The sequence below is a fragment of the Paraburkholderia sp. RL18-085-BIA-A genome (genome assembly GCF_046027075.1).
In the GTDB taxonomy this organism is placed as follows: Bacteria; Pseudomonadota; Gammaproteobacteria; order Burkholderiales; family Burkholderiaceae; genus Paraburkholderia.
The window spans coordinates 78,038-100,705 of sequence record NZ_JARESU010000010.1 but is presented as its reverse complement, the minus strand read 5'-3'; the positions used below and the strand labels follow the sequence as shown (position 1 = coordinate 100,705).

Genomic DNA, 22,668 nt, shown 5'->3' with positions numbered 1-22,668 from the left:
AACCTGGATGCTGCTGATCGAATGCCCGTGGTGCGGACCCCGCGCCGAAACCGAATTTTCCTGCGGTGGCGAAGCGGATATCGCCCGTCCGCTCGACACCGACAAACTCACCGACAAGGAATGGGGCGACTACCTGTTCATGCGCAAGAACCCGCGCGGCGTGCATCGCGAGCAATGGATGCACACGCAAGGCTGCCGCCGCTGGTTCAAGGCGCAGCGCGACACGGTGAGCTATGAGATCCAGGGCTACGAGACGTTCGAGCGTCCGCTGCTGTCGATGGACGGTACGGACGTCAACGGACCAGGCCAGACACAAAGCCAGACGCAAAGCCAGACACAGGGCAAAGCAGGAAGCAACGCACAAGAGGGCACCGCATCATGAGCCAGAAAGACCGATTGCCCAGCGGCGGGCGCATCAACCGCGCGATCGCGCTGAGCTTCACGTTCAACGGCGTCAAATACGAAGGCTATCAGGGCGACACCTTGGCCTCCGCGCTGCTCGCGAACGGCGTGCACTTCGTTGCGCGCAGCTGGAAGTATCACCGGCCGCGCGGCATCGTGACGGCGGGCGTCGAAGAACCGAATGCGGTCGTGCAACTGGAGACGGGCGCATACACGGTGCCGAACGCGCGCGCGACCGAAGTGGAGCTGTATCAGGGACTCGTAGCGGCGAGCGTGAACGCGAAGCCGAGCATCGAGAAGGACCGCATGGCGATCAACCAGAAGATCGCGCGCTTCATTCCGGCGGGCTTCTACTACAAGACCTTCATGTGGCCGCGCAAATTCTGGCCGAAGTACGAGGAAGCGATCCGCGACGCGGCCGGTCTCGGCAAGGCGCCCGAGCAGCCCGACGCGGATCGCTACGACAAGTGCTTTGCGCACTGCGACGTGCTGGTGGTCGGCGGCGGCCCGACCGGCCTCGCGGCCGCGCATGCGGCGGCGTTGTCCGGCGCGCGCGTGACGCTGGTCGACGATCAGCCGGAACTCGGCGGCTCGCTGCTGTCGTGCCGCGCTGAGATCGACGGCAAGCCCGCGCTGCAATGGGTGCAGAAGATCGAAGACGAATTGCGGCGCATGCCCGACGTGAAGATCCTGAGCCGCAGCACCGCGTTCGGCTATCAGGATCACAACCTCGTCACCGTGACGCAGCGCCTCACCGAGCATCTGCCGGTGTCGCAGCGCAAGGGCACACGCGAACTGCTGTGGAAGATCCGCGCGAAACGCGTAATTCTCGCGACCGGCGCGCATGAACGGCCGATCGTGTTCGGCAACAACGACCTTCCGGGGGTGATGCTGGCGTCGGCGGTCTCGACCTATTTGCATCGTTACGCGGTGCTGCTGGGACGCAACGCGGTGGTGTTCACCAACAACGACGACGGCTACCAATGTGCGCTCGACCTGAAGGCGGCCGGCGCGCAGGTCATGGTGATCGATCCGCGCGCGGGTGAATCGAAAGGCACGCTGCCCACGCTCGCCCGCCGCCATGGCATCAAGGTGATGAGCGGTGCGGTCATCACGGCGGCGCATGGCAAGCTGCGCGTCGCATCGGTCGACGTGGCGTCGTATTCGAACGGACAGCTCGGTGCGAAGCAGGGCGAGTTGCCGTGCGATCTGCTCGCGATGTCGGGCGGCTGGAGTCCGGTGCTGCATCTGTTCGCGCAATCGGGCGGCAAGGCGCACTGGCATGACGAGAAGGCCTGCTTCGTGCCCGGCAAGGCGATGCAGCCGGAGACGAGCGTCGGCGCGTGCGCGGGCGACTTCACGCTGGGCCAGGGCATCCGCTTCGCCGTCGATGCGGGCGTCGAGGCGGCGCGCGCGGCCGGCCACATCGTCGCTCGGCCGAGGCCAGTGCAGGTCGCCGAGTTGACCGAGGCGAAGCTCGCGCCGCTGTGGCTGGTCGGCGGGCGCGAGCTGGCCACGCGCGGGCCGAAGCAGTTCATCGACTTCCAGAACGACGTGTCGGCCGCGGATATTTTCCTTGCCGCGCGCGAGGGCTTCGAATCCGTCGAGCACGTGAAGCGCTACACGGCGATGGGCTTCGGCACCGACCAGGGCAAGCTCGGCAACATCAACGGCATGGCGATTCTCGCGCAGGCGCTCGGCAAGACGATTCCCGAAACCGGCACGACGACCTTCCGGCCGAACTACACGCCGGTCACGTTCGGCACGTTCGCGGGCCGCGAGCTGGGCGAGTTCCTCGACCCGGCGCGCAAGACGGCGGTGCACGAATGGCACGTGGAAAACGGCGCGGCGTTCGAGGATGTCGGCAACTGGAAGCGTCCGTGGTATTACCCGAAAGCGGGCGAGGACATGCATGCGGCGGTTGCGCGCGAAGCGCTCGCGGTGCGCACGAGCGTCGGCATACTCGACGCGTCGACCCTCGGCAAGATCGACATTCAGGGGCCCGACGCGGCGAAGCTGCTGAACTGGGTCTACACGAATCCGTGGAGCAAGCTGGAAGTCGGCAAGTGCCGCTACGGCCTGATGCTCGACGAAAACGGCATGATCTTTGACGACGGCGTGACCGTGCGGCTGGCCGACCAGCACTACATGATGACGACCACCACCGGCGGCGCGGCGCGTGTGCTCACGTGGCTCGAACGCTGGCTGCAAACGGAGTGGCCCGACATGCGCGTGCGGCTCGCGTCGGTCACGGATCACTGGGCCACGTTTGCCGTGGTCGGCCCGAACAGCCGCAAGGTGTTGCAGAAGGTCTGCCAGGATATCGACTTCGCGAACGCGGCGTTTCCGTTTATGAGCTATCGCGAAGGCACGGTGGCCGGCGCGGCGTCGCGCGTGATGCGCATCAGCTTCTCGGGCGAACTCGCTTATGAAGTGAACGTGCCGGCGAATGTCGGGCGCGCGGTATGGGAGGCGCTGATGGCTGCCGGCGCGGAATTCAACATCACGCCGTACGGCACCGAAACGATGCACGTGCTGCGTGCGGAGAAGGGTTACATCATCGTCGGCCAGGATACGGACGGCTCGATGACGCCGTACGATCTCGGCATGGGGGGGCTCGTCGCGAAGTCCAAGGACTTTCTCGGCAAGCGTTCCTTGACTCGCTCGGACACCGCGAAGGCGGGGCGCAAGCAACTGGTCGGGTTGCTCGCGGACGATCCGTCGTTCGTGATACCCGAAGGCTCGCAGATCGTCGCCGGTCCGTTTCAGGGCGACACCGCGCCGATGCTAGGCCACGTCACGTCGAGCTACTACAGCCCGATCCTGAAGCGCTCGATCGCGATGGCGGTCGTCAAGGGCGGCCTCGACAAGATCGGCGAAACGGTCACGATCCCGCTTGCGAGCGGCCGGCAGATCGCCGCCAGGGTCACCAGTTCGGTGTTCTACGACAGCGAAGGAGCACGTCAACATGTGGAATGAAACAGTCGGGAGGGTGTCGGTCGTGGATCGCACCGTCGGCGGACAAACGGGTGTGTGGCAGGAGTCGCCGCTGGTGGGCGTGGACGCGTTGCTGAAACAGCATCAGGCGGCGGCGTCCGCTGCGTTCAGGTTGAGCGAGCGGCCGTTTCTCGAACTGGTGAACCTGCGTGGCGACACGCGCGATGCGGCGTTCATGCAGGCGGTGCATAGCGTGATCGGCTGCCGGCCGCCGGAGAAGCCGAACACCGTGGCGCGCGGCAACGGCTACGACATGGTGTGGCTCGGCCCCGACGAGTGGCTGGTGCGCTCGGCCACCGCGCACGATGCCGCTCGGACCGCGCCGTTGCAGGCGAAACTCGGTACTGCGTTGAGCGGCGTGTTCGCGTCGGCAGTGGATGTCGGCAGCGGTTATACGGTGCTCGAAATCAGCGGCACGCGCACGCGCGACGTGCTGGCGCGCGGCTGCCCGCTCGACCTGCATCCGAAACTGTTCGGCGAAGGGCAATGCGCGCAGAGCCACTATTTCAAGGCGCCGATGACTTTGCTGCATACCGGCGCGGACAGCTTCGAGATCGTCGTGCGCCGCAGCTTCGCGGATTACTTTGTCCGCATCATGCTCGACGCGGCCGGGCCGCTGATGTCGTAACGCGTGGCGAGCGGTGGTCACACGTATCGCTCGCGCCATCTTCGACACCAGCGCCCACTGACCGCCATGCCGTCGACGCGACTAGCCACCGCGCGCCTCACCGAGCGCGCGTGCCACGAAGGTGACGCCGACGCCGCGCTCGCGCTGCTCGATCAGAGCATCGCGCTGCGGCACCGGCGCATCGCGCTGATCCGCTATCTGCTCGCGCAACAGCTTGGCGCGCCGTTGCAGGCGCGGCATCACGAATACGTCGAGAAAATCGCCGCGCGGCTGAGTGCGGATACGATCGCGCGCCTGGCAGGCGCTGCGCGTGCGCGCTTGCGGCCGTAACGCTGCGAGGCCACGGCGGTGGTTTGTGTCCACCCGTCGCTCGCCGAAAAGCGGTTCTGTCGGTTCCAGCCAAACTCATGTCGTGTTCGCTGCCTATGCTTCGCGGCGGCGGTTGCTACGCTCGTTGAACGGCGTGCCCCGCAAAGTCGGGCGCGCCGCTCACAAGACATGGAGACAGACAATGAGCAGCAATCGCGGCGTCGTGTATCTCGGGCAGGGCAAGGTGCAGGTTCAGTCGATCGACTATCCGAAGATGGTCGATCCACGCGGCCGGTCGATCGGCCACGGCGTGATCCTGAAGGTGGTCAGCACGAATATCTGCGGCTCCGATCAACACATGGTCCGCGGCCGCACGACCGCCGAAGTCGGCCTCGTGCTGGGTCACGAGATCACCGGCGAGGTGATCGAGGTGGGCCGCGACGTCGAAACGCTTCAAGTCGGCGATCTGGTTTCGGTGCCGTTCAACGTCGCGTGCGGACGTTGTCCGACCTGCAAGGCGCAGCATACCGGCGTGTGCCTGAACGTGAACCCGTCGCGTGCGGGCGGCGCGTACGGCTACGTGGACATGGGCGGCTGGATCGGCGGCCAGGCCGAGTACGTGCTGGTGCCTTACGCGGACTTCAATCTGCTGAAGTTTCCCGACCGCGCGCAGGCGATGTCGAAAATCCGCGACCTCACGTGTCTGTCCGACATTCTGCCGACCGGCTATCACGGCGCGGTGATGGCGGGCGTGAAGCCGGGCGCGACGGTTTATATCGCGGGCGCGGGGCCGGTCGGCATGGCGGCGGCCGCGTCGGCGCGATTGCTGGGCGCGGCCTGCACGATCGTCGGCGACATGAACGAAGCGCGTCTCGCGCACGCGCGCAAGATGGGCTTCCAGACCATTGATCTGTCGAAAGACGCGACGCTCGGCGAGCAGATCGAGCAGATCCTCGGCAAGCCCGAAGTGGATTGCGCGGTGGACTGCGTCGGCTTCGAGGCGCACGGCCACGGCAGCAGCGGCTCGCATGAAGAAGCGCCGGCCACGGTGCTCAATTCGCTGATGGAAATCACCCGCGCGGCCGGCGCGATCGGCATTCCGGGTCTGTACGTGACCGACGACCCCGGCGCCGCCGATGCCGCTGCGCGCAAAGGCAGCCTGAGCATCCGCTTCGGACTAGGCTGGGCCAAGTCGCATTCGTTCCATACGGGGCAGACGCCGGTGATGAAGTACAACCACAATCTGATGCAGGCGATCTTGTGGGACCGCTTGCCGATTGCGGATATCGTCAACGTGACGGTGGTGTCGCTGGATGATGCGCCCGAGGGTTACCGGCAATTCGACGGCGGCGCGCCGAAGAAGTTTGTGATCGACCCGCATGGATTGTTGAAGGCGGCTTGACGAGGAACGGAGGCGTAAGCGTGATGCACGCAACCGGGTTGCGATAGTTACCCACGCGCTGAACGGAAATCCGTTTAGCGCGCTTATTTTTTTGTTGCGAAGAAAAACGCCCGGGCGGACCGCGCGCCTCAAGCCACCAGACTCGGCACCGCGGCAAGCGACGGGGTCTGCTTGCGCCTCTCACGCGTGGGCGCCGTGCCGAACGCGTCGCGATAGCTCTTCGAGAAGTGGCAGGCGGACTGGAAGCCGCAAGCCATCGTGATGTGCATGATCGACATGTCGGTCTGCAGCAGCAATTCGCGCGCGCGCCGCAAACGCAGCGTCAGATAGTAGTGCGTGGGCGTCATCCCCAGATGTTCGCGGAACAGCCGCTGCAATTGCCGTTGTGACATCCCCGCGAGCCGCGCGAGTTCTTCGCGCGACAGCGGCTCTTCGATGTTGTTCTCCATCAGCGAGATCACTTCGAACAGCGACTTGTTGGCCGAGCCGAGCCGCGCAACGAGCGGCATTTTCTGTTGCGCGCTGGTGTCGCGCACATGTTCGACGATGAACTGTTCGGCGATCTGCGTGACGCGCGCCGTGCCGACGCGCGGCGCGATCAGGTTCAGCATCATGTCGAGCGGCGCGACGCCGCCGGTGCAGGTGACGCGATCGCGGTCGACTACGAATAGCTCTTTCAGAAAGCGCGTGTCGGGAAACTCTTCCTTCAGCGCCGACATGTTCTCCCAGTGAATCGCGCACGCGTAACCGGCCAGCAAGCCGGCGCGCGCGAGCGCATACGTGCCCGTGCACAGGCTGCCGAGCAGGCTGCCCATGCGCGCGAAGCGGCGCAGCGCGGACAGATGGGCGGGCGTGGTCGCGCGCTGCACGTCGATGCCGCCGACCACGAACACGATGTCCGGCTGGCCGACGCATTCGACGGGACCGGTGTCGACCGACAGCCCATTGCTCGCGGTAACCGGACCGCCTTCAGGACTCACGATCGACCAGCGGTAAAGCGTTTGCCCCGTCAGATAGTTCGCCATGCGCAGCACTTCGATCGCGTTGGTGAACGCGATCATCGTGAAGTTGGGAACCGGCATGAAGGCGAAGTGCGACAACGACGCAATGCGATCGGTGGACATGGGGGGAGTGATTCCTTCGAATCTGTAATGTCGCGTCGCCGTGGGGAGCGGCGACTGCTGCAATTCTGAGCAGTAGTGCAACTAGCATGCCATCAGGCTAAACCCTCGGTTGCCGGAGAAACAGCTTGGATAGCTAAACAATCGGCACCAGAACGGCGCTACCCGATGCGTGTCGCGCACTTCAACCGCGCACGGCGATCAGTCGCAGTGCAGCAAATACGCGGCGTTTATTGAGCATTTCATTCGTTGTATCGGCTCGCGCGATTCGTCACGCAAAGCGCTTGCGCCGCGGCTCGTTCATGCCGATTTGTCGAAAAATGACCCGTATGGCGGAAAAGGCAAAGAACACGTCTGAATTCGTAAATTGGCGCGCGGGGCGAACGTCAAGAATAGACGCAATGCAGACCGGCGAAGGCAATGCGCCAGACGCCGCTACCGGCCTTCCGTCAACCACCCCACGGACCTTCCATGTCGAACCCGAATCCTTTCTTCGAAGACTCGCTGGCCGCGCGCGATGCGGCGGTGCGCGGCGCCATTCTGAAAGAGCTGGAACGCCAGCAGTCGCAAGTCGAGTTGATCGCGTCGGAAAACATCGTGTCGCGCGCGGTACTCGAAGCGCAAGGCTCGGTGCTGACCAACAAGTATGCGGAAGGGTATCCGGGCAAGCGTTACTACGGCGGGTGCGAATACGCGGACGTGATCGAGACGCTGGCGCTCGATCGCATCAAGCAGTTGTTCAGTGCGAAGTTCGCCAACGTGCAGCCGCACTCCGGCGCGCAGGCCAACGGCGCGGTGATGCTCGCGCTGCTCAAGCCGGGCGACACGGTGCTTGGCATGTCGCTGGACGCGGGCGGCCACCTGACGCACGGCGCGAAGCCTGCGCTGTCGGGCAAGTGGTTCAACGCGGTGCAATACGGCGTCAAGCGCGAATCGATGCTGATCGACTACGAGCAGATCGAGGCGCTCGCGCAACAGCACAAACCGGCATTGCTGATCGCCGGCTTCTCTGCCTATCCGCGCGCACTGGATTTCGCACGGCTGCGTGCAATTGCCGACAGCGTGGGCGCGAAGCTGATGGTCGACATGGCGCACATAGCCGGTGTGATCGCGGCGGGGCGTCATGCGAATCCGGTCGAGCATGCGCATGTGGTCACATCGACCACGCACAAGACCTTGCGCGGCCCGCGCGGCGGCTTTGTGCTGACGAATGACGAAGACATCGCGAAGAAGATCAACTCGGCGGTGTTCCCCGGTTTGCAAGGCGGCCCGCTGATGCATGTGATCGCCGGCAAGGCGGTCGCGTTCGGTGAGGCGCTGCAGCCCGGCTTCAAGGCCTACATCGACAACGTGCTCGCGAATGCGCAGGCGCTGGGCGAGGTGCTGAAGGCGGGCGGCGTCGACCTGGTGACGGGCGGCACCGACAACCATCTGCTGCTGGTCGATCTGCGGCCCAAGGGCCTGAAGGGCAACCAGGTCGAGCAGGCGCTGGAACGTGCGGGCATCACCTGCAACAAGAACGGCATTCCGTTCGACACCGAAAAGCCCACGGTCACGTCGGGCATCCGCCTCGGCACGCCGGCGGGCACGACGCGCGGCTTCGGCACGAGCGAGTTCCGCGATATCGGGCGGCTGATCGTCGAGGTGCTCGACGCACTGCGCGACCACCCGGACGGCCATCCCGCCACCGAACAACGAGTGCGCCGCGAAGTTTTCGCGCTGTGCGAGCGTTTCCCCATTTACTGAGTACGCCTGGAGCAAACGATGAGCACTTTGCACGACAACAGCATCATCATCGACGGTCTGAACATTTCGAAGTTCGAGCGCTCAGTGTTCGAGGACATGCGCAAGGGCGGCGTGACCGCGGTGAACTGCACGGTCTCGGTGTGGGAGAGCTTCCAGAAGACCGTCGACAATATCGCGGAAATGAAGCAGCAGATTCGCGAGCACGGCGAGATTCTCACGCTGGTGCGGACCACCGACGACATCTTCCGCGCGAAGAAGGAGAACAGAACCGGCATCATCTTCGGCTTCCAGAACGCGCACGCGTTCGAGGACAACCTCGGCTATATCGAAGCATTCAAGGACCTCGGCGTGAACGTGGTGCAGCTTTGCTACAACACGCAGAACCTCGTGGGCACCGGTTGCTACGAGCGCGACGGCGGCCTGTCCGGCTACGGCCGCGAAGTGATTCAGGAGATGAACCGCGTCGGCATCATGGTCGACCTGTCGCATGTGGGCGGCAAGACTTCGTCCGAAGCGATCGCCGCGTCGAAGAAACCGGTGTGCTATTCGCATTGCTGCCCGTCGGGATTGAAGGAGCATCCGCGCAACAAGAGCGACGAGCAACTGAAAGAGATTGCCGACGCGGGCGGTTTCGTCGGCGTGACGATGTTCTCGCCGTTCCTCAAGCGCGGCCCTGATGCGACCGTCGACGACTATATCGAGGCGATCGACTACGTGGTGAATCTGATCGGCGAAGACCAGGTGGGCATCGGCACTGACTTCACGCAAGGCTACAGCACCGAGTTCTTCGACTGGATCACGCACGACAAGGGCCGTTACCGCCAATTGACGAACTTCGGCAAGGTCGTCAATCCCGAGGGCATCCGCACGATCGGCGAGTTTCCGAATCTGACTGCCGCGATGGAGCGCGCCGGCTGGAGCGAAACGCGCATCAAAAAGATCATGGGCGAAAACTGGGTGCGAGTGTTCGGCGAAGTCTGGAAAGTCTGAGCGTTCAGCTACCCAATCAAGCACATAAAAGCGGAGTTCCCACATGCAACCCCAACTGCCTATCGACGTCGACGCGAGTACCGGCGTCTGGACCACCGACGCGCTGCCGATGCTCTACGTGCCGCGGCATTTCTTCACGAATAATCACACCGCTGTCGAAGAAGCGCTCGGCCTCGACGCGTACGCGGAGATTCTCTACAAGGCTGGCTACAAGTCCGCGTATTTCTGGTGCGACAAGGAAGCCAAACAGCACGGCATCACCGGCATGGCGGTATTCGAACACTACCTGAAGCGTCTGTCGCAACGCGGTTGGGGCATCTTCACGATCACCGAAGCCGATCCGTCGGCTTCGCGCGCGCGCATCGAACTGCATCACTCGTCGTTCGTGCTCGCGCAGCCGGGCAAGGTCGGCAAGCTCTGCTACATGTTCGCCGGCTGGTTCGCGGGCGCGATGGACTGGGTCAACGACACCGCGCCGAACGCCGCGCGCAAAGGGCCGCCGTCGCATTCGAGAGAAGCGCGCTGCGCGGCGGAAGGCCACGCGCATTGCGTGTTCGAAGTGTCGCCGCTCGCGTCCTGACGACTTATCCCGAAGCGCATACAGGCACGACAGAGCGCAACAAGCCTATCCATTCCGAGGTCGATCGCGATGCGTTACCCGAACCTTTTCAAACCGCTCACGCTGAACAAGCTGACCTTGCGCAACCGCATCGTCAGCACCGCGCATGCGGAAGTTTATGCGGAGCCGGGCGGCTTGCCCGGCGACCGTTATATCCGCTACTACGAGGAAAAGGCGAAGGGCGGTGTCGGGCTTGCGGTGTGCGGCGGCTCGAGCCCGGTGTCGATCGACAGCCCGCAAGGCTGGTGGAAGTCGGTGAATCTGTCGACCGACAGAATCATCGAGCCGCTCGCACGGCTTGTCGAAGCGATGCATGCGCATGGCGCGAAGATCATGATCCAGGCCACGCACATGGGACGCCGCTCGGCGTTTCACGGCGAGCACTGGCCGCATCTGATGTCGCCGTCGGGCGTGCGCGAGCCGGTGCATCGCGGCAACGCGAAGATCATCGAAGTAGAAGAGATTCGCCGCATCATCGACGACTTCGCGGCAGCTGCGAAACGAGTGAAGGACGCGGGCATGGACGGCATCGAAATCTCCGCCGCGCACCAGCATCTGATCGATCAGTTCTGGAGCCCGCGCACCAATTTCCGCACCGACGAATGGGGCGGCTCGCTCGACAACCGTCTGCGTTTCGGCACGGAAGTATTGAAGGCGGTGCGTGAGGCGGTGGGCGCGGATTTCTGCGTGGGCCTGCGCATGTGCGGCGACGAGTTCCATGAGGACGGACTCGATCACGAACAACTGAAGGAAATCGCCCAGGCGATGAGCGAAACAGGGCTGATCGATTACCTCGGCGTAATCGGCTCGGGCGCGGACACGCACAACACGCTCGCCAACTGCATGCCGCCGATGGCGCTGCCGCCCGAGCCGTTCGTGCATCTTGCGGCCGGCATCAAGTCGGTGGTGAAGCTGCCGGTGATGCACGCGCAAAGTATTCGCGACGCGGGCCAGGCCGAGCGGCTGCTGGCGAACGGCATGGTCGATCTGGTCGGCATGACGCGCGCGCAGATCGCCGATCCGCATATGGTCATCAAGATCCGCGACGGCCGCGAGGACGAGATCAAGCAGTGCGTGGGCGCGAACTACTGCATCGACCGCCAGTACAACGGGCTCGACGTGCTGTGCGTGCAGAACGCCGCGACCTCGCGCGAAGCGACCATGCCGCATGTGATCGCGAAGACGCGCGGGCTGAAGCGCAAGGTCGTCGTGGTTGGCGCGGGGCCGGCCGGACTCGAGGCGGCGCGCGTAGCGAAGTCGCGCGGCCACGACGTGGTGCTGTTCGAGAAGAACGACTATGTGGGCGGCCAGATCATGCTGGCCGCGAAGGCGCCGCAGCGCGAGCAGATGGCGGGCATCGTGCGCTGGTTCGACATGGAGACGAAGCGCCTGGGCGTGGACAGGCGTCTCGGTGTCGCCGCCGACGAAAAAACCATCATGGCCGAGAAGCCGGACATCGTCGTGCTCGCGACGGGCGGTTCGGCGTTCACGTCGCAAGTGGCGGCGTGGGGTGTCGCGGACGGCCTCGCGGTGAGTTCGTGGGACGTGCTGTCCGGCAAGGTCGAGCCGGGCAAGAACGTGCTCGTGTACGACGGCGTCAGCACGCATGCGGGCGCGGGCGTCGCCGATTTCATGTCGAGCCGCGGCTCGAACGTCGAGATCGTGACGCCCGACGTGAAGGTCGCCGACGACGTCGGCGGCACCACGTTCCCGATCTTCTACCGGCGGCTCTACGCGCAGGGCGTGATCCATACGCCGAACTACTGGCTCGACAAGGTCTACGAGGAAGACGGCAAGAAGATCGCCGTGATCCGCAACGAGTACACCGAGGAACAGGAAGAGCGCGCGGTCGATCAGGTGGTGATCGAAAACGGCAGCACGCCGAACGACCAGCTTTACTGGGCGCTCAAGCCGGAGTCGTTGAACCGCGGGCAAGTGGACGTGCACAAGCTGTTCGCGTCCGAGCCGCAGCCATCACTCAGCGAAGAACTCGGCAATGGCCGCTTCCTGCTGTTTCGCGTGGGCGACTGCATTTCGATGCACAACATTCACGGCGCGATCTACGACGCGCTGCGCCTTTGCAAGGATTTCTGACGATGAGCCCCGTGTTTGTCATCACCGTCCTGCTGTGGATGTCGATAGCCGGTCTCGCGTTCGCACTCGCAAGACGCGCCGCCTACTGGCGCGAAGGCCGCGCGACCGCGGCGGGCGCCTATGGCTGGACCAATCTGCTGTCGATTCCGAAGCGTTACTTCGTCGACCTGCATCATGTGGTGGCGCGCGATCCGTACATCGCGAGAACGCACGTCGCCACCGCTGGCGGAGCGATCCTCGCGATGGCGCTGGTGTTCGTCAACTACGGTCTCGCGATCTACTCGCCGTGGCTCGACAAGCTGATCCTGCTGGCCGCGCTCGTGATGCTGGCAGGCGCGGCGTTCGTGTGGCGTCGCCGGCATGGCGCGAAGGCGGTGCCGGCACGGCTTTCGCGCGGGCCGTGGGATCAGTTGCCGCTGCTGCTCGGGTCGTTCGCGCTCGGGCTTGCGCTGTTCATCGTGCTGCCTGCTGCGGCGATGTCGGGCGCGCTCGCGGCGGTTGTCGCGCTGCTGATCGCGGCGGGCGCCTTCACGATGACGTTCGGCGCGGCGCGCGGCGGTCCGATGAAACATGCGCTTGCGGGCCTGCTGCACCTCGCGTTTCATCCGCGCCAGGAGCGCTTTGCCGATCATCACGAACGCCATGATCGCAGCGAGCGAAGCGGCCGCACCGGCCACGATACGGTGCCGCCTACCGCATTGAAAACGCCGCTGCTCGACGCGAAGGAATACGGCGTCGGCAAGCCGGTCGAATTTCGCTGGAACCAGTTGCTCGGTTTCGACGCGTGCGTGCAATGCGGCAAGTGCGAGGCGGCATGTCCCGCGTTCGCCGCCGGCCAGCCGCTGAATCCGAAGAAGCTGATTCAGGATCTGGTGACAGGCATGGTCGGCGGCACGGATGCCGACTATGCGGGCAGCCCGACGCCCGGCATCGCGATCGGCAAGCATGCCGGCGCGCCCGGCAAGCCGCTGATTTCGAGTCTGATCGAAGCGGACACGCTATGGTCCTGCACGACCTGCCGCGCGTGCGTGCAGGAGTGCCCGATGCTGATCGAGCACGTCGATGCAATCGTCGACATGCGGCGCAATCAGACGCTGGTCGAAGGCAGGGTGCCGGGCAAGGGGCCGCTCACGCTTGCGAATCTGCGCGAGACCGGCAGCGCGAACGGCTACGACATCGGCGCGCGTTACGGCTGGGCGGTGGATCTGCAAGTGCAGGTCGCACAGCCTGGACGTCGTGTGGACGTGCTGCTGATTGCCGGCGAAGGCGCGTTCGACATGCGCTATCAGCGCACGCTGCGCGCGCTGGTCAAGGTGCTGAACCGCGCGGGCATCGACTACGCGGTGCTGGGCGGCGTCGAAACCGATACCGGCGACACGGCCCGGCGTCTCGGCGACGAAGCGACCTTCCAGCAGCTCGCGCACAAGCTGATTGGCACGTTGGCGCAGTTCTCGTTCGGCAAGATCGTCACCGCCGATCCGCACGTGCTGCATAGCCTGCGCAACGAATATCGCGCGCTGGGCGGTTTCTACGAAGTGCAGCATCACACTGCGTTGATCGACGAACTGGTCGCGGGCGGCAAGCTGTCGCCGCGCGCGGTCGCCGCGTTCACGGAGCGCAAGATCACCTATCACGACCCGTGCTATCTGGGCCGCTATAACGGTGAGACGGAGGCGCCGCGCCGGCTGCTCAAGAGCATCGGCATCAAGGTGGTGGAGATGGAGCGCAACGGCATGCGCGGGCGCTGTTGCGGCGGCGGCGGTGGCGCGCCGTTGACCGATATTCCTGGCAAGCGGCGCATTCCGGATATTCGCATCGACGACGCGCGCGCCACTGGCGCGGAGATCGTCGCGGTGGGCTGCCCGAATTGCGCGGCGATGCTCGAAGGCGTGGTGGGGCCGCGTCCGGAAGTGCTGGACGTCGCCGAACTGGTTGCTGCGGCGCTGGAGTGACGCAATGGACACGCTCAAACGAATCGACCCGCGCCGCCCGTTCACGGTGACGGCGGACGGACTCAAGCGGATCACGCTCGGCGTGACCCACGCGAGCGGCGTGGCGGATGCGCTGCAATTCACTGTGTCCGGCGACGCGCATCGCGAACCACCGAAGCCACGGCGCACGACGGCCGCGCCGCAACGCGCGCTGCTGATTGCGGCGCACGCGGACCGTGGCGCGCTCGACGAACACGCGCGCCAGACGCTGGCCGGCGCCGCGCTGATCGCCGACGCGAACACCGAAGTCGTGCTGCTGGTGTTCGGCGAATTCAGTGGTGACGCAGCCGCGCTCGGCGCCGACAAACTGATCGCGCTGCCGGGGTTCGACCGCCGCGCGTTCGCGCCGCTCGACGAATTGAACGCGCTGGCCGCATGTGTCGCGGCCTATGCGCCAATGCATATCTTCCTGCCCGACAACGCAACCGGCGACGGCGACCTTGGCCGCCGTTACGCGGCTGCCGCCAATGCCAGCGTCGCGACGCATGTCGTCGAGCTGGATGCCGCGCACGTGGCCGCTTATATCCACGCCAATACAGCGCTCGCGGTGTGCGCGTTACCGGACGTAGTGCTGCTCGCGCCGAATGCGGTCGAGCCGAAACTGCCGTTCGTCGGCGCGGGCGAGCGGGTCGAGTGGCGTTTCGATGACGATGCCGCTGCGTCGCGGATCTCGGTGCGCGATCTCGGCATTGAGGAAATCGACGCGGCGCAACTGGCGCTGGAAGAGGCGGACTTTATCGTGTCGGCGGGCAACGGCGTGAGCGACGTGCCCGCGTTCGAGCGGCTGGCCGCCACGCTGGGCGCGGCGATCGGCGCGAGCCGTGTCGCAGTGGACGATGGCAGGTTCACGCGCGACAAGCAGATCGGCGCGACCGGCAAGACCGTCGAGGCGAGCGTGTATATCGCGTTTGGTATTTCCGGCGCGGTGCAGCACCTGCAAGGCATCAAGAGTTGCCGCCATGTGATTGCCGTGAATCTCGACGCCAGCGCGCCGATCGCCAGGCGCGCGAATCTGACCGTGATCGCCGACGCGCAGGAAACCATCGCGGCGCTCAACGAGGCAGCGGCCGCGGCGCGCAGCGCGCGCGGAACCGGTGCTGTGTTGCTCAATTCAACCGCCGTTGCTGAAGGAGCGCTCGCATGAAGATCGCCGTGCTGGTTTCGGTGGGCCGTCATCCGGTGAGCGGCACCGCGCGCTACAGCCGTAACGATGCGGCCGCGCTCACCATCGCGCTGTCGCTCGCGAAAACGCACGGCGCGACGCTCGATGTGCTGCACGCGGGCGATGCGTCGAACCCTGCGTTGAGCGAGTATCTGGCGCTCGGCGCGCGCGCGGTCGAGGTGCTTGAATTTCATGACAGGTCCGCATCGCAGGCCGACGTGGCGACGTTGCTCGCCGCGCGTCTGCGAGGCTACGACCTCGTGCTGACCGGCACGCGCGCGGAAGGCGCATTCGACAGCGGGATGCTGCCGTATCGCGTCGCGCATGCGCTGGGGATGCCGCTGGTCGGCGCAGCCGTCGATCTGAGCTTGCGTGACGGTTGCGCGGAAGTCCGGCAATTCATGCCGAAGGGCTTACGCCGGCGCGTCGAAGTGCAACTGCCCGCGCTGATCGCGATGCATCCATTGGCCAATGCCGCGCCGACCTATGCGTATGCGCGGCTGCGCGAAGGCGCAATCCGCGTGAGCGCTGCGCAAACCGCAACAAGTCCGCACGCAACCAACCCCGACGACCTCGCGTGGACCAGCCGTCCCACGACCGCGAAACCGGTGCGCCTCGCCGCCGCCGAGAAGCGTTGCGGCCACGCCCGCATGCTCTCGGCGACGACGACCGAAAGCCGTGGCGGCAGCGTCGTAATAGAAGGGAGTTCCGTCGAAAAAGCACAAGTGATCCTCGCGTATTTGCGCGAGCATCAACTGGTGGATTACTGAATTCCGGTTCGGGCCAGCATGCGTCCAGGAGGGCCTGGCGCGGCGCCAGACGTGACATGCAACGGAGCACACGATGAAAGTTTCGGCAGACGTTCGCGCGATGATCGAACGCCGCAAAAAGAATTACACGCTGGAAGCGCCGTTCTATACGAGCGAGGACATCTTCGCGCTCGACATGGATGCGATCTTCCGCCACCACTGGATTCAGGTCGCGGTGGAACCGGACGTGCCCGAGCCGGGCGACTACGTGACGGTGGAACTCGACCACGATTCGATCCTGATCGTGCGCGACGACGACATGCAGGTGCGGGCGTTTCACAACGTCTGCCGCCATCGCGGCGCGCGCCTGTGCAATACCAGCAAGGGCTCGCTCGGCAATATCGTGTGCCCGTATCACAGCTGGACGTACAGCCTGAACGGCGATCTGATGTTCGCCGAGCACATGGGCGAGCAGTTCGACCGTTGCAAACATAGCCTGAAGGCGGTACATATCGAGAACCTCGCGGGGCTGATTTTCATCTGCCTCGCCGAGCGTCCGCCGACCGACTTCGCGGTGATGCGCGCCGCGATGGAACCGTATCTGCTGCCGCACGATCTGGCCGGCTGCAAGATCGCGGCGTCGATCGACATTATCGAAGAGGGCAACTGGAAGCTCACGATGGAAAACAATCGCGAGTGCTATCACTGCGTCGCGAACCATCCGGAGCTGACGATCTCACTGTACGAATACGGCTTCGGCTATCAGCGCACGCCCGCCAACGAGGAAGGCATGGCCGCGTTCGAAGCGACCGTCGCGCGGCGCACCGCGCAATGGGAAGCGATGCAGTTGCCGTCGGCGGAAATCGACCGGCTGGCCGATCTAGTCACCGGTTTTCGCACGCAACGTCTGCCGCTCGATCGCGACGGCGAATCGCAAACGCTGGACGCAAGGATCGCGTCGAAGAAACTGCTGGGCGGTTTCGAGCAGGCCGATCTTGGCGGGCTGTCGTTCTGGACCCAGCCGAATTCGTGGCATCACTTCATGAGCGATCACATCGTCAGCTTTTCGGCGATTCCTCTTGCGGCGGGCAAGACGCTGGTGCGCACCAAGTGGCTCGTGCATAAAGACGCCCGCGTAGGCATCGACTACGACCTCGACAATCTGACCGCCGTATGGCGCGCGACCAACGATCAGGACCGCGCGCTCGTCGAGTATTCGCAGCGAGGAGCGACAAGCAGCGCGTATGAGCCGGGGCCGTATTCGCCGTTCACCGAGGGCCTCGTCGAAAAGTTCTGCGAGTGGTACATCGGCCGTCTCGCGGATTACGGCAATGCGCCGCAAACGCTCGACACCGAGCCGCTTTCGCACGGCGAGAAAGTCGTGTCCTTCATGCGCTGAGCGCGACACCGCAACCACGAGCGGGAGAGAACAATGATGCGCGATCAGGCGACGTTTCAGCTGAGCACCGAACCGGCCCTACCGCGCGCCGCGAGTCGCGTCACTCAGCCGCGCTTCTGGGAGACGCTGCCCGCGCGCTGGAACAGCGATGCGGACGACACGCTGGTGTGCTGCCACGTGCGCGACGAAACGCACGACGTGAAGAGCTTCTTCTTCCGCGCGCCGTCCGAACGGGCGTTCGTGTTCGAACCGGGGCAGTTCATTACGCTGGAGTTGGAGATAGACGGCGAGGCGATCAATCGCTGCTATACGATCTCGTCGCCGCCGACGCGGCCGCATACGATTTCGATCACCGTGAAGCGCGTGCCGGGCGGCAAGGTGTCGAACTGGCTGCATGACCATCTGCACGCGGGCATGCAGGTGCGCGTGCTGGGGCCGTCCGGCGAGTTCACCTGCGCGCGGCATCCGGCGCGCAAGTTTCTGTTTCTGTCGGCGGGCTCGGGCATCACGCCGCTGATGTCGATGAGTCGCACGCATCACGAACTCGGCGAGGACAGCGACATCGTGTTCGTGCATAGCGCCCGCACGCCGGACGACATCATCTTCGCGCGCGAGCTGGATCTGATCGCGTCGAATCAAGCGCATTTCCGCACGGCGTTCGTTTGCGAGCGCGTCGGCGCGCGCACCAACTGGCCTGGCGTGACCGGCTTTCTGAGCTTGCCGCTGCTCAAGCTGATCGCGCCGGATTTTCTGGAGCGCGAGGTTTTCACGTGCGGGCCCGCGCCGTATATGCAGGCGGTGCGCAAGTTGCTGGACGAGGGCGGTTTCGACCGCAGCCGCTATCACGAGGAAAGTTTTTCGTTTGAGACCGTCAGCGAAGTGGCCACGCAATTGAGCACGGTGCATGTCGCCGATGTGTTGCAGCACGCGGACGCGCCCGTGACTGCCGGGAGCTTTGCCGAGGCGCTTGAGGAGGCAGCGGGTTTTGAACCACTGCCCGCGCCCGCGCCGGCCGAGACGGAAACGCGTTTCAAGGTGAGCTTCGTCAAAAGCCACCGCGAGATCGAATGCGCGGGCGGCCAGCACGTGCTCGACGCGGCGAAGAAAGCGGGCGTGCGGCTGCCCGCGTCGTGCACGCAAGGCATGTGCGGCACCTGCAAGGTCAAGCTCGTGTCCGGTGAAGTCGCGATGAAACACGCGGGCGGCATTCGCCAGCGTGAGATCGATCAGGGCATGGTGCTGCTGTGCTGCAGCAAGCCATTGAGCGATCTCGTCGTCGATAAGTAAGAAGTAAGGGGAAATCGCATGCGCAATAGCGGCCGAAGTCGCATGCGGACAACTGGATGTCGCAAATCAACGCTACCCGGTAATTCTGGCTGGCGATTCTAAATGTTCAATGGGTGGTTTGTCGAAGGCAAACGGGAGAACGGCGATGAGACTGATCAGAAAGATATTCGTGGCGAGCGCGTTGGGCGCAGCGCTGGCGGCAAGCACCGTGAGCGTGTCGGCCGATACGAAACCGACCATCAAGATCGGCTACGTGGAAGGCTGGGACGACAGCGTCGCGACCTCCAACGTGGCCGCGCGCGTGATCGAAAAGCGTCTCGGCTATCAGGTCCAACTCGTGCCGGTGGCGGCCGGCGTGATGTGGCAGGGCGTGGCGCGCGGCGACCTCGACGCGACGCTGTCCGCGTGGCTGCCGGTCACGCATGGCGCTTACTGGAACAACTTCAAGGACAAGGTGGTGGACCTCGGCCCGAACTTCAACGACGCGAAGATCGGTCTGATCGTGCCGGACAACGCGGATGTGAAGACGGTCGGCGATCTGGAGGCGAAGAAAGCGGAGTTCGGCTCGCGCATTGTCGGCATCGACGCCGGCGCGGGCGTGATGCAGAAAACCTCCGAGGCGATCAAGGCCTATGGGCTCGATTATCAGTTGATGCCGAGTTCGGGCAGCGCGATGACGGCGGAACTGGCGCGCTCGGAAGCGGCGAGCAAGCCGATCATCGTGACCGGATGGAAACCGCACTGGATGTTCGCGAAGTACAAGCTCAAATTCCTGGACGATCCGAAGAAGGTGTTCGGCGAGGCCGAGCACGTGGACAGCGTGGTGAACCCCGATCTGGCGAAGAAGGCGCCGCCCGTCGTCGCGTTCCTGAAGAAGTTTCAATGGAAGCCGGGTGAGATCGACAGCGTGATGCTGGCGACCCAGAACGGCGAAAAGCCGACCGCCGCCGCCGATGCGTGGATCAGCGCGCATGGCGATCGGGTGGATAGCTGGGTGAAGTGATCGCGTTAGCCGGGTGAACGGAGCGCCGCTTTTCAGCGGCGCTTTTTTATTGCAGTACCACGGTCCGATCGCCGTTGATGAACACCCGCCGTTCGACAAACGCCTTCACCGCTCGCGCGAGCGTCAGGCACTCGACATCGCGTCCCGTCGCGAGCAGCCGTTCCGGGCTGTACGAATGATCGACGCGTTCGACGCTCTGTTCGATGATCGGCCCTTCGTCGAGATCGTCGGTGACGAAGTGGGCCGTTGCGCCGATCAGTTTGACGCCGCGCGCATGCGCCTGGTGATAAGGCTTCGCGCCCTTGAAGCCGGGCAGGAACGAATGGTGGATGTTGATCGCCCGCGCGGAGAGCGCGCGGCTCGTCGCGCCGGATAGAATCTGCATGTAGCGCGCGAGAATCATCAATTCCGCGCCCGACGTCTCGAACAGATCGAGTAAGCGCGCTTCCTGCTGCGGCTTCGTGTCGGGCGTGATCGGCAGATGATGAAACGGCAAGCCGTGCTGTTGTGCGAGCGGTTCGAGATCGCGATGATTCGAGCCGATGCCGACGATATCCATCTTCAGTTCGCCCATGCGCCAGCGGAACAGCAGGTCGGCAAGACAGTGCTCCAGCTTCGAGACCATGATCAGCACTTTGGGCCGCGTGCCGACATCGTGCAACGCCCACTTCATCCTGAAACGCTCCGCGATCGGCGCGAATTCGCGCTCGAGCGCGCCGACGTGCAGCGTTTCGCCGCTATCGGTACTATCAGCGCCATGAAAAACACAGCGCACGAAGAAGCGTTCGCTGAGTTCGTCGTCGAACACGGTCAGTTCGTCGATATAGCAATGGTGCCGGTCGAGAAAGCCGACGACGGCGGCAACCTGGCCCGCCGCGCTCGGACACGCGACGGTGAGGACCAGTTGAGCGGGACGGGAATCGGCGGACATGCGCTCTCCAGATAACAAATGGCGACGCCGCGACGCGCGGCATCCTGCATCGAAGTAGAGCAAAACGACAGCCCGCGCGGATAGAAGTTAAGCGCCGTTGCGCTGGAACGGCAGCGTCAGCGCCGCAGCCGGCCGCGCTTCATGACGCGCCCGCGAGCCGCTGCTTGAGCGTGTCGATCAAGGCGCGCACTTTCGCCGGCGGATGACTGGTGGGCGGAAACACCGCCTGGATGCTCGCGAATTCGGTCGCCCACTGGGGAAGCAGACGGATCAGCCGACCGGCCGCGAGATCGCCGCCGCACGAAAAGTCGGTCAACAGCCCGAAGCCGCCGCCCGCGAGCGTCGCCGCGCGGCAGGCGTCGGCGGTGTTCGTCAGAAACGCGTTTTCGCAGCGCACGCTTTGCGTTTCGCCGTCGCCGTCGCCGCCGTTGCGGCGCAGATCGAGCGTCAGTGGGCGCGGCAGCACCGTCAACGCGCAGAAAGGCAGCGCGGGCAAGTCGGCGGGCGTGCGCGGCGGACCCCATTTGCCGATGAACTCCGGACTCGCGACGACCCATTTGACGAAACTGCCGAGCTTCACCGCGCGGTAGTTGGAATCCGCCAGCCGGCCGAGGCGGATCGCGACATCGATGCCGTCCGCGATCAGATCCACGTATTGATCGGTGCACAGCAATTCGACGTCGAGTTGCGGATGCGCGCGGCGCAGTTCGACCAGGGCGGGCGCGACCACCAGCGCGCCGTAGTCGATCGGCGAACTGACGCGCAACATGCCGCGCACCGGCGACGCTTCTCCGCTCACCGCGTTCAGCGCTTCTTCGGCCGCGCGCAGAATCTTCACGCTGGCTTCGTAGAACGCGCGTCCCGCCTCCGTGACGCCGAGCCGCCGCGTCGTGCGCACCAGCAGGCTCGCGCCCACTTCGGCTTCGAGCCGCTGCATGTGCGTGCTGACCATCGTCTTGGCGAGCCCGAGCCGGGCTGCGGCGGCGGTCAGCGAGCCCGCGTCGACGACCGCGACGAAGATCGCCAGGCGGTTCAGGTTTACGTCGCGTACGTCGGCCATGGTGGATTGTCCATCTTCGATTGAATGTGTTTCCCGGATTATCGGTCTTCCGCCGCAGGGCGCGTGCGTCTATCCTCGTTACACACCTCACCGAACCCCGGAGTCCGACATGCCCGCTGCCAAACCCGCTCAGCCGATCCGACTGCATACGACCCAGCTTTCCGGACATGGGCACCGGGTGAAGCTGTTCCTGTCGCTGCTCGACCTGCCGTTCGAAGTCGTCGAACTGGACATGCAAGCCGGCGACAACCGCAAGCCGGACTACCTCGCGCTGAACCCGTTCGGCCAGGTGCCGACGATCCAGGACGGCGAGCTCACACTGTTCGATTCGAATGCGATTCTCGTCTATCTGGCAAAGCGGTATGGCGACGCCTCGTGGTGGCCGGACGACCCGCTCGGCGCGGCGGCCGTGCAGCGCTGGCTTTCGCTCGCCGCCGGACAGATCGCGTACGGCCCGTGTGCCGCGCGGCTGGTGACGGTATTCGGCGCGCCGCTCGATCATCAGAGCGCTAAGAACATCGCGGTCAAACTGTTCGACGTGATCGAACAGGAACTGGCTGGCAAGCCGTTCGCGGCAGGCAATCACGTGACGATCGCCGACATTGCCGCGCATACCTACATTGCGCACGCGCCGGAAGGCGGCGTGTCGTTGCAGGCGTATCCGAACATTCGTGCCTGGCTGGGCCGGGTGGAGGCGTTGCCGCGCTTCATCGCGATGCCGTCTACGAAGGCGGGGCTGCTTGCCGCATAAGCTGCGTTTTTCTTTTCTGGCTGGAGT

At 64.7% G+C, this 22,668-nt stretch carries 19 protein-coding genes; 16 read left to right on the top strand and 3 right to left on the bottom strand.

Translation table 11 applies throughout. From position 1 onward, the window contains the following. Positions 1–7 precede the first annotated feature (7 nt). The 5 genes from P0D89_RS09845 (at position 8) to fdhA (ending at position 5,738) form a co-directional block, all read left to right on the top strand. Complete coding sequence (locus tag P0D89_RS09845; protein ID WP_408376448.1) at positions 8–382, top strand: sarcosine oxidase subunit delta; 375 nt, start codon at positions 8–10, stop codon at positions 380–382. Continuing rightward, on the top strand, positions 379–3,381 hold the full coding sequence (locus P0D89_RS09840; RefSeq protein ID WP_408376447.1) for a sarcosine oxidase subunit alpha family protein: 3,003 nt from the start codon (positions 379–381) through the stop codon (positions 3,379–3,381). Before P0D89_RS09845 ends, P0D89_RS09840 begins: the two co-directional genes overlap by 4 nt. After that, complete coding sequence (locus tag P0D89_RS09835; protein ID WP_408376446.1) at positions 3,371–4,027, top strand: sarcosine oxidase subunit gamma; 657 nt, start codon at positions 3,371–3,373, stop codon at positions 4,025–4,027. The genes P0D89_RS09840 and P0D89_RS09835 overlap by 11 nt, the downstream gene beginning before the upstream one ends. Before the next feature lie 66 nt (positions 4,028–4,093). Next, positions 4,094–4,357 carry a hypothetical protein gene (locus P0D89_RS09830; protein ID WP_408357527.1) on the top strand — a complete coding sequence of 88 codons (264 nt, stop codon included), beginning with the start codon at positions 4,094–4,096 and terminating at the stop codon, positions 4,355–4,357. 181 nt (positions 4,358–4,538) lie between these two features. After that, positions 4,539–5,738 carry a formaldehyde dehydrogenase, glutathione-independent gene (gene fdhA / locus P0D89_RS09825; protein WP_408357525.1) on the top strand — a complete coding sequence of 400 codons (1,200 nt, stop codon included), beginning with the start codon at positions 4,539–4,541 and terminating at the stop codon, positions 5,736–5,738. Positions 5,739–5,866: 128 nt separating this feature from the next. Here fdhA and P0D89_RS09820 read toward each other — a convergent pair whose 3' ends face one another. Next, positions 5,867–6,862 (bottom strand): GlxA family transcriptional regulator, encoded by a 996-nt coding sequence (locus P0D89_RS09820; RefSeq protein WP_408376445.1) that lies wholly within the window; start codon positions 6,860–6,862, stop codon positions 5,867–5,869. 468 nt (positions 6,863–7,330) lie between these two features. On the opposite strand from P0D89_RS09820, the gene P0D89_RS09815 reads away from it, so the two are divergent. The 10 genes from P0D89_RS09815 (at position 7,331) to P0D89_RS09770 (ending at position 19,899) form a co-directional block, all read left to right on the top strand. Further along, entirely contained in the window at positions 7,331–8,605 is a 1,275-nt protein-coding gene (locus P0D89_RS09815; protein WP_408376444.1) for a serine hydroxymethyltransferase, read from the top strand. 18 nt (positions 8,606–8,623) lie between these two features. Next, positions 8,624–9,595 (top strand): dipeptidase, encoded by a 972-nt coding sequence (locus P0D89_RS09810; protein ID WP_408376443.1) that lies wholly within the window; start codon positions 8,624–8,626, stop codon positions 9,593–9,595. Between the two features lie 43 nt (positions 9,596–9,638). Then, positions 9,639–10,175 (top strand): DUF5943 domain-containing protein, encoded by a 537-nt coding sequence (locus P0D89_RS09805; protein WP_408357517.1) that lies wholly within the window; start codon positions 9,639–9,641, stop codon positions 10,173–10,175. 69 nt (positions 10,176–10,244) lie between these two features. Continuing rightward, positions 10,245–12,308 (top strand): oxidoreductase, encoded by a 2,064-nt coding sequence (locus P0D89_RS09800; RefSeq protein ID WP_408357515.1) that lies wholly within the window; start codon positions 10,245–10,247, stop codon positions 12,306–12,308. 2 nt (positions 12,309–12,310) lie between these two features. Then, entirely contained in the window at positions 12,311–14,260 is a 1,950-nt protein-coding gene (locus P0D89_RS09795) for a (Fe-S)-binding protein (RefSeq protein ID WP_408357513.1), read from the top strand. 4 nt (positions 14,261–14,264) lie between these two features. Beyond that, positions 14,265–15,443, top strand: a complete 1,179-nt coding sequence (locus P0D89_RS09790) for an electron transfer flavoprotein subunit alpha/FixB family protein (protein WP_408357511.1) — start codon at positions 14,265–14,267, stop codon at positions 15,441–15,443. After that, a complete protein-coding gene (locus P0D89_RS09785) occupies positions 15,440–16,231 on the top strand; it encodes an electron transfer flavoprotein subunit beta/FixA family protein (protein ID WP_408357509.1) in 792 nt (263 codons plus the stop codon). The genes P0D89_RS09790 and P0D89_RS09785 overlap by 4 nt, the downstream gene beginning before the upstream one ends. Before the next feature lie 73 nt (positions 16,232–16,304). Continuing rightward, on the top strand, positions 16,305–17,609 hold the full coding sequence (locus P0D89_RS09780; protein WP_408357507.1) for an aromatic ring-hydroxylating oxygenase subunit alpha: 1,305 nt from the start codon (positions 16,305–16,307) through the stop codon (positions 17,607–17,609). A gap of 33 nt (positions 17,610–17,642) precedes the next feature. Further along, the gene (locus tag P0D89_RS09775; protein WP_408376442.1) at positions 17,643–18,896 is read left to right on the top strand and encodes an FAD-binding oxidoreductase; all 1,254 of its coding nucleotides are present in this window, start codon (positions 17,643–17,645) and stop codon (positions 18,894–18,896) included. Positions 18,897–19,041: 145 nt separating this feature from the next. After that, on the top strand, positions 19,042–19,899 hold the full coding sequence (locus P0D89_RS09770; protein WP_408376441.1) for a glycine betaine ABC transporter substrate-binding protein: 858 nt from the start codon (positions 19,042–19,044) through the stop codon (positions 19,897–19,899). 46 nt (positions 19,900–19,945) lie between these two features. Here P0D89_RS09770 and purU read toward each other — a convergent pair whose 3' ends face one another. Both purU and P0D89_RS09760 read right to left on the bottom strand, forming a co-directional pair. Further along, positions 19,946–20,830: a formyltetrahydrofolate deformylase gene (purU, locus tag P0D89_RS09765; RefSeq protein WP_408376440.1), complete on the bottom strand. Its 885-nt coding sequence runs from the start codon at positions 20,828–20,830 to the stop codon at positions 19,946–19,948. Between the two features lie 139 nt (positions 20,831–20,969). Next, on the bottom strand, positions 20,970–21,890 hold the full coding sequence (locus P0D89_RS09760) for a LysR family transcriptional regulator (protein ID WP_408376439.1): 921 nt from the start codon (positions 21,888–21,890) through the stop codon (positions 20,970–20,972). 109 nt (positions 21,891–21,999) lie between these two features. On the opposite strand from P0D89_RS09760, the gene P0D89_RS09755 reads away from it, so the two are divergent. After that, positions 22,000–22,641: a glutathione S-transferase family protein gene (locus P0D89_RS09755; protein WP_408376438.1), complete on the top strand. Its 642-nt coding sequence runs from the start codon at positions 22,000–22,002 to the stop codon at positions 22,639–22,641. Positions 22,642–22,668: the final 27 nt, after the last annotated feature.

Excerpts from the sequence above, each read along its gene's own strand:
- P0D89_RS09795 (WP_408357513.1), top strand. The coding sequence starts at position 12,311 with ATGAGCCCCGTGTTTGTCATCACCGTCCTGCTGTGGATGTCGATAGCC.
- purU (WP_408376440.1), bottom strand. The coding sequence starts at position 20,830 with ATGTCCGCCGATTCCCGTCCCGCTCAACTGGTCCTCACCGTCGCGTGT.
- P0D89_RS09810 (WP_408376443.1), top strand. The coding sequence starts at position 8,624 with ATGAGCACTTTGCACGACAACAGCATCATCATCGACGGTCTGAACATT.
- P0D89_RS09845 (WP_408376448.1), top strand. The coding sequence starts at position 8 with ATGCTGCTGATCGAATGCCCGTGGTGCGGACCCCGCGCCGAAACCGAA.
- P0D89_RS09805 (WP_408357517.1), top strand. The coding sequence starts at position 9,639 with ATGCAACCCCAACTGCCTATCGACGTCGACGCGAGTACCGGCGTCTGG.
- P0D89_RS09815 (WP_408376444.1), top strand. The coding sequence starts at position 7,331 with ATGTCGAACCCGAATCCTTTCTTCGAAGACTCGCTGGCCGCGCGCGAT.
- P0D89_RS09840 (WP_408376447.1), top strand. The coding sequence starts at position 379 with ATGAGCCAGAAAGACCGATTGCCCAGCGGCGGGCGCATCAACCGCGCG.
- P0D89_RS09820 (WP_408376445.1), bottom strand. The coding sequence starts at position 6,862 with ATGTCCACCGATCGCATTGCGTCGTTGTCGCACTTCGCCTTCATGCCG.
- P0D89_RS09760 (WP_408376439.1), bottom strand. The coding sequence starts at position 21,890 with ATGGCCGACGTACGCGACGTAAACCTGAACCGCCTGGCGATCTTCGTC.
- P0D89_RS09770 (WP_408376441.1), top strand. The coding sequence starts at position 19,042 with ATGAGACTGATCAGAAAGATATTCGTGGCGAGCGCGTTGGGCGCAGCG.
- P0D89_RS09835 (WP_408376446.1), top strand. The coding sequence starts at position 3,371 with ATGTGGAATGAAACAGTCGGGAGGGTGTCGGTCGTGGATCGCACCGTC.
- P0D89_RS09780 (WP_408357507.1), top strand. The coding sequence starts at position 16,305 with ATGAAAGTTTCGGCAGACGTTCGCGCGATGATCGAACGCCGCAAAAAG.
- P0D89_RS09755 (WP_408376438.1), top strand. The coding sequence starts at position 22,000 with ATGCCCGCTGCCAAACCCGCTCAGCCGATCCGACTGCATACGACCCAG.
- P0D89_RS09775 (WP_408376442.1), top strand. The coding sequence starts at position 17,643 with ATGATGCGCGATCAGGCGACGTTTCAGCTGAGCACCGAACCGGCCCTA.
- P0D89_RS09800 (WP_408357515.1), top strand. The coding sequence starts at position 10,245 with ATGCGTTACCCGAACCTTTTCAAACCGCTCACGCTGAACAAGCTGACC.
- P0D89_RS09830 (WP_408357527.1), top strand. The coding sequence starts at position 4,094 with ATGCCGTCGACGCGACTAGCCACCGCGCGCCTCACCGAGCGCGCGTGC.
- P0D89_RS09790 (WP_408357511.1), top strand. The coding sequence starts at position 14,265 with ATGGACACGCTCAAACGAATCGACCCGCGCCGCCCGTTCACGGTGACG.
- fdhA (WP_408357525.1), top strand. The coding sequence starts at position 4,539 with ATGAGCAGCAATCGCGGCGTCGTGTATCTCGGGCAGGGCAAGGTGCAG.
- P0D89_RS09785 (WP_408357509.1), top strand. The coding sequence starts at position 15,440 with ATGAAGATCGCCGTGCTGGTTTCGGTGGGCCGTCATCCGGTGAGCGGC.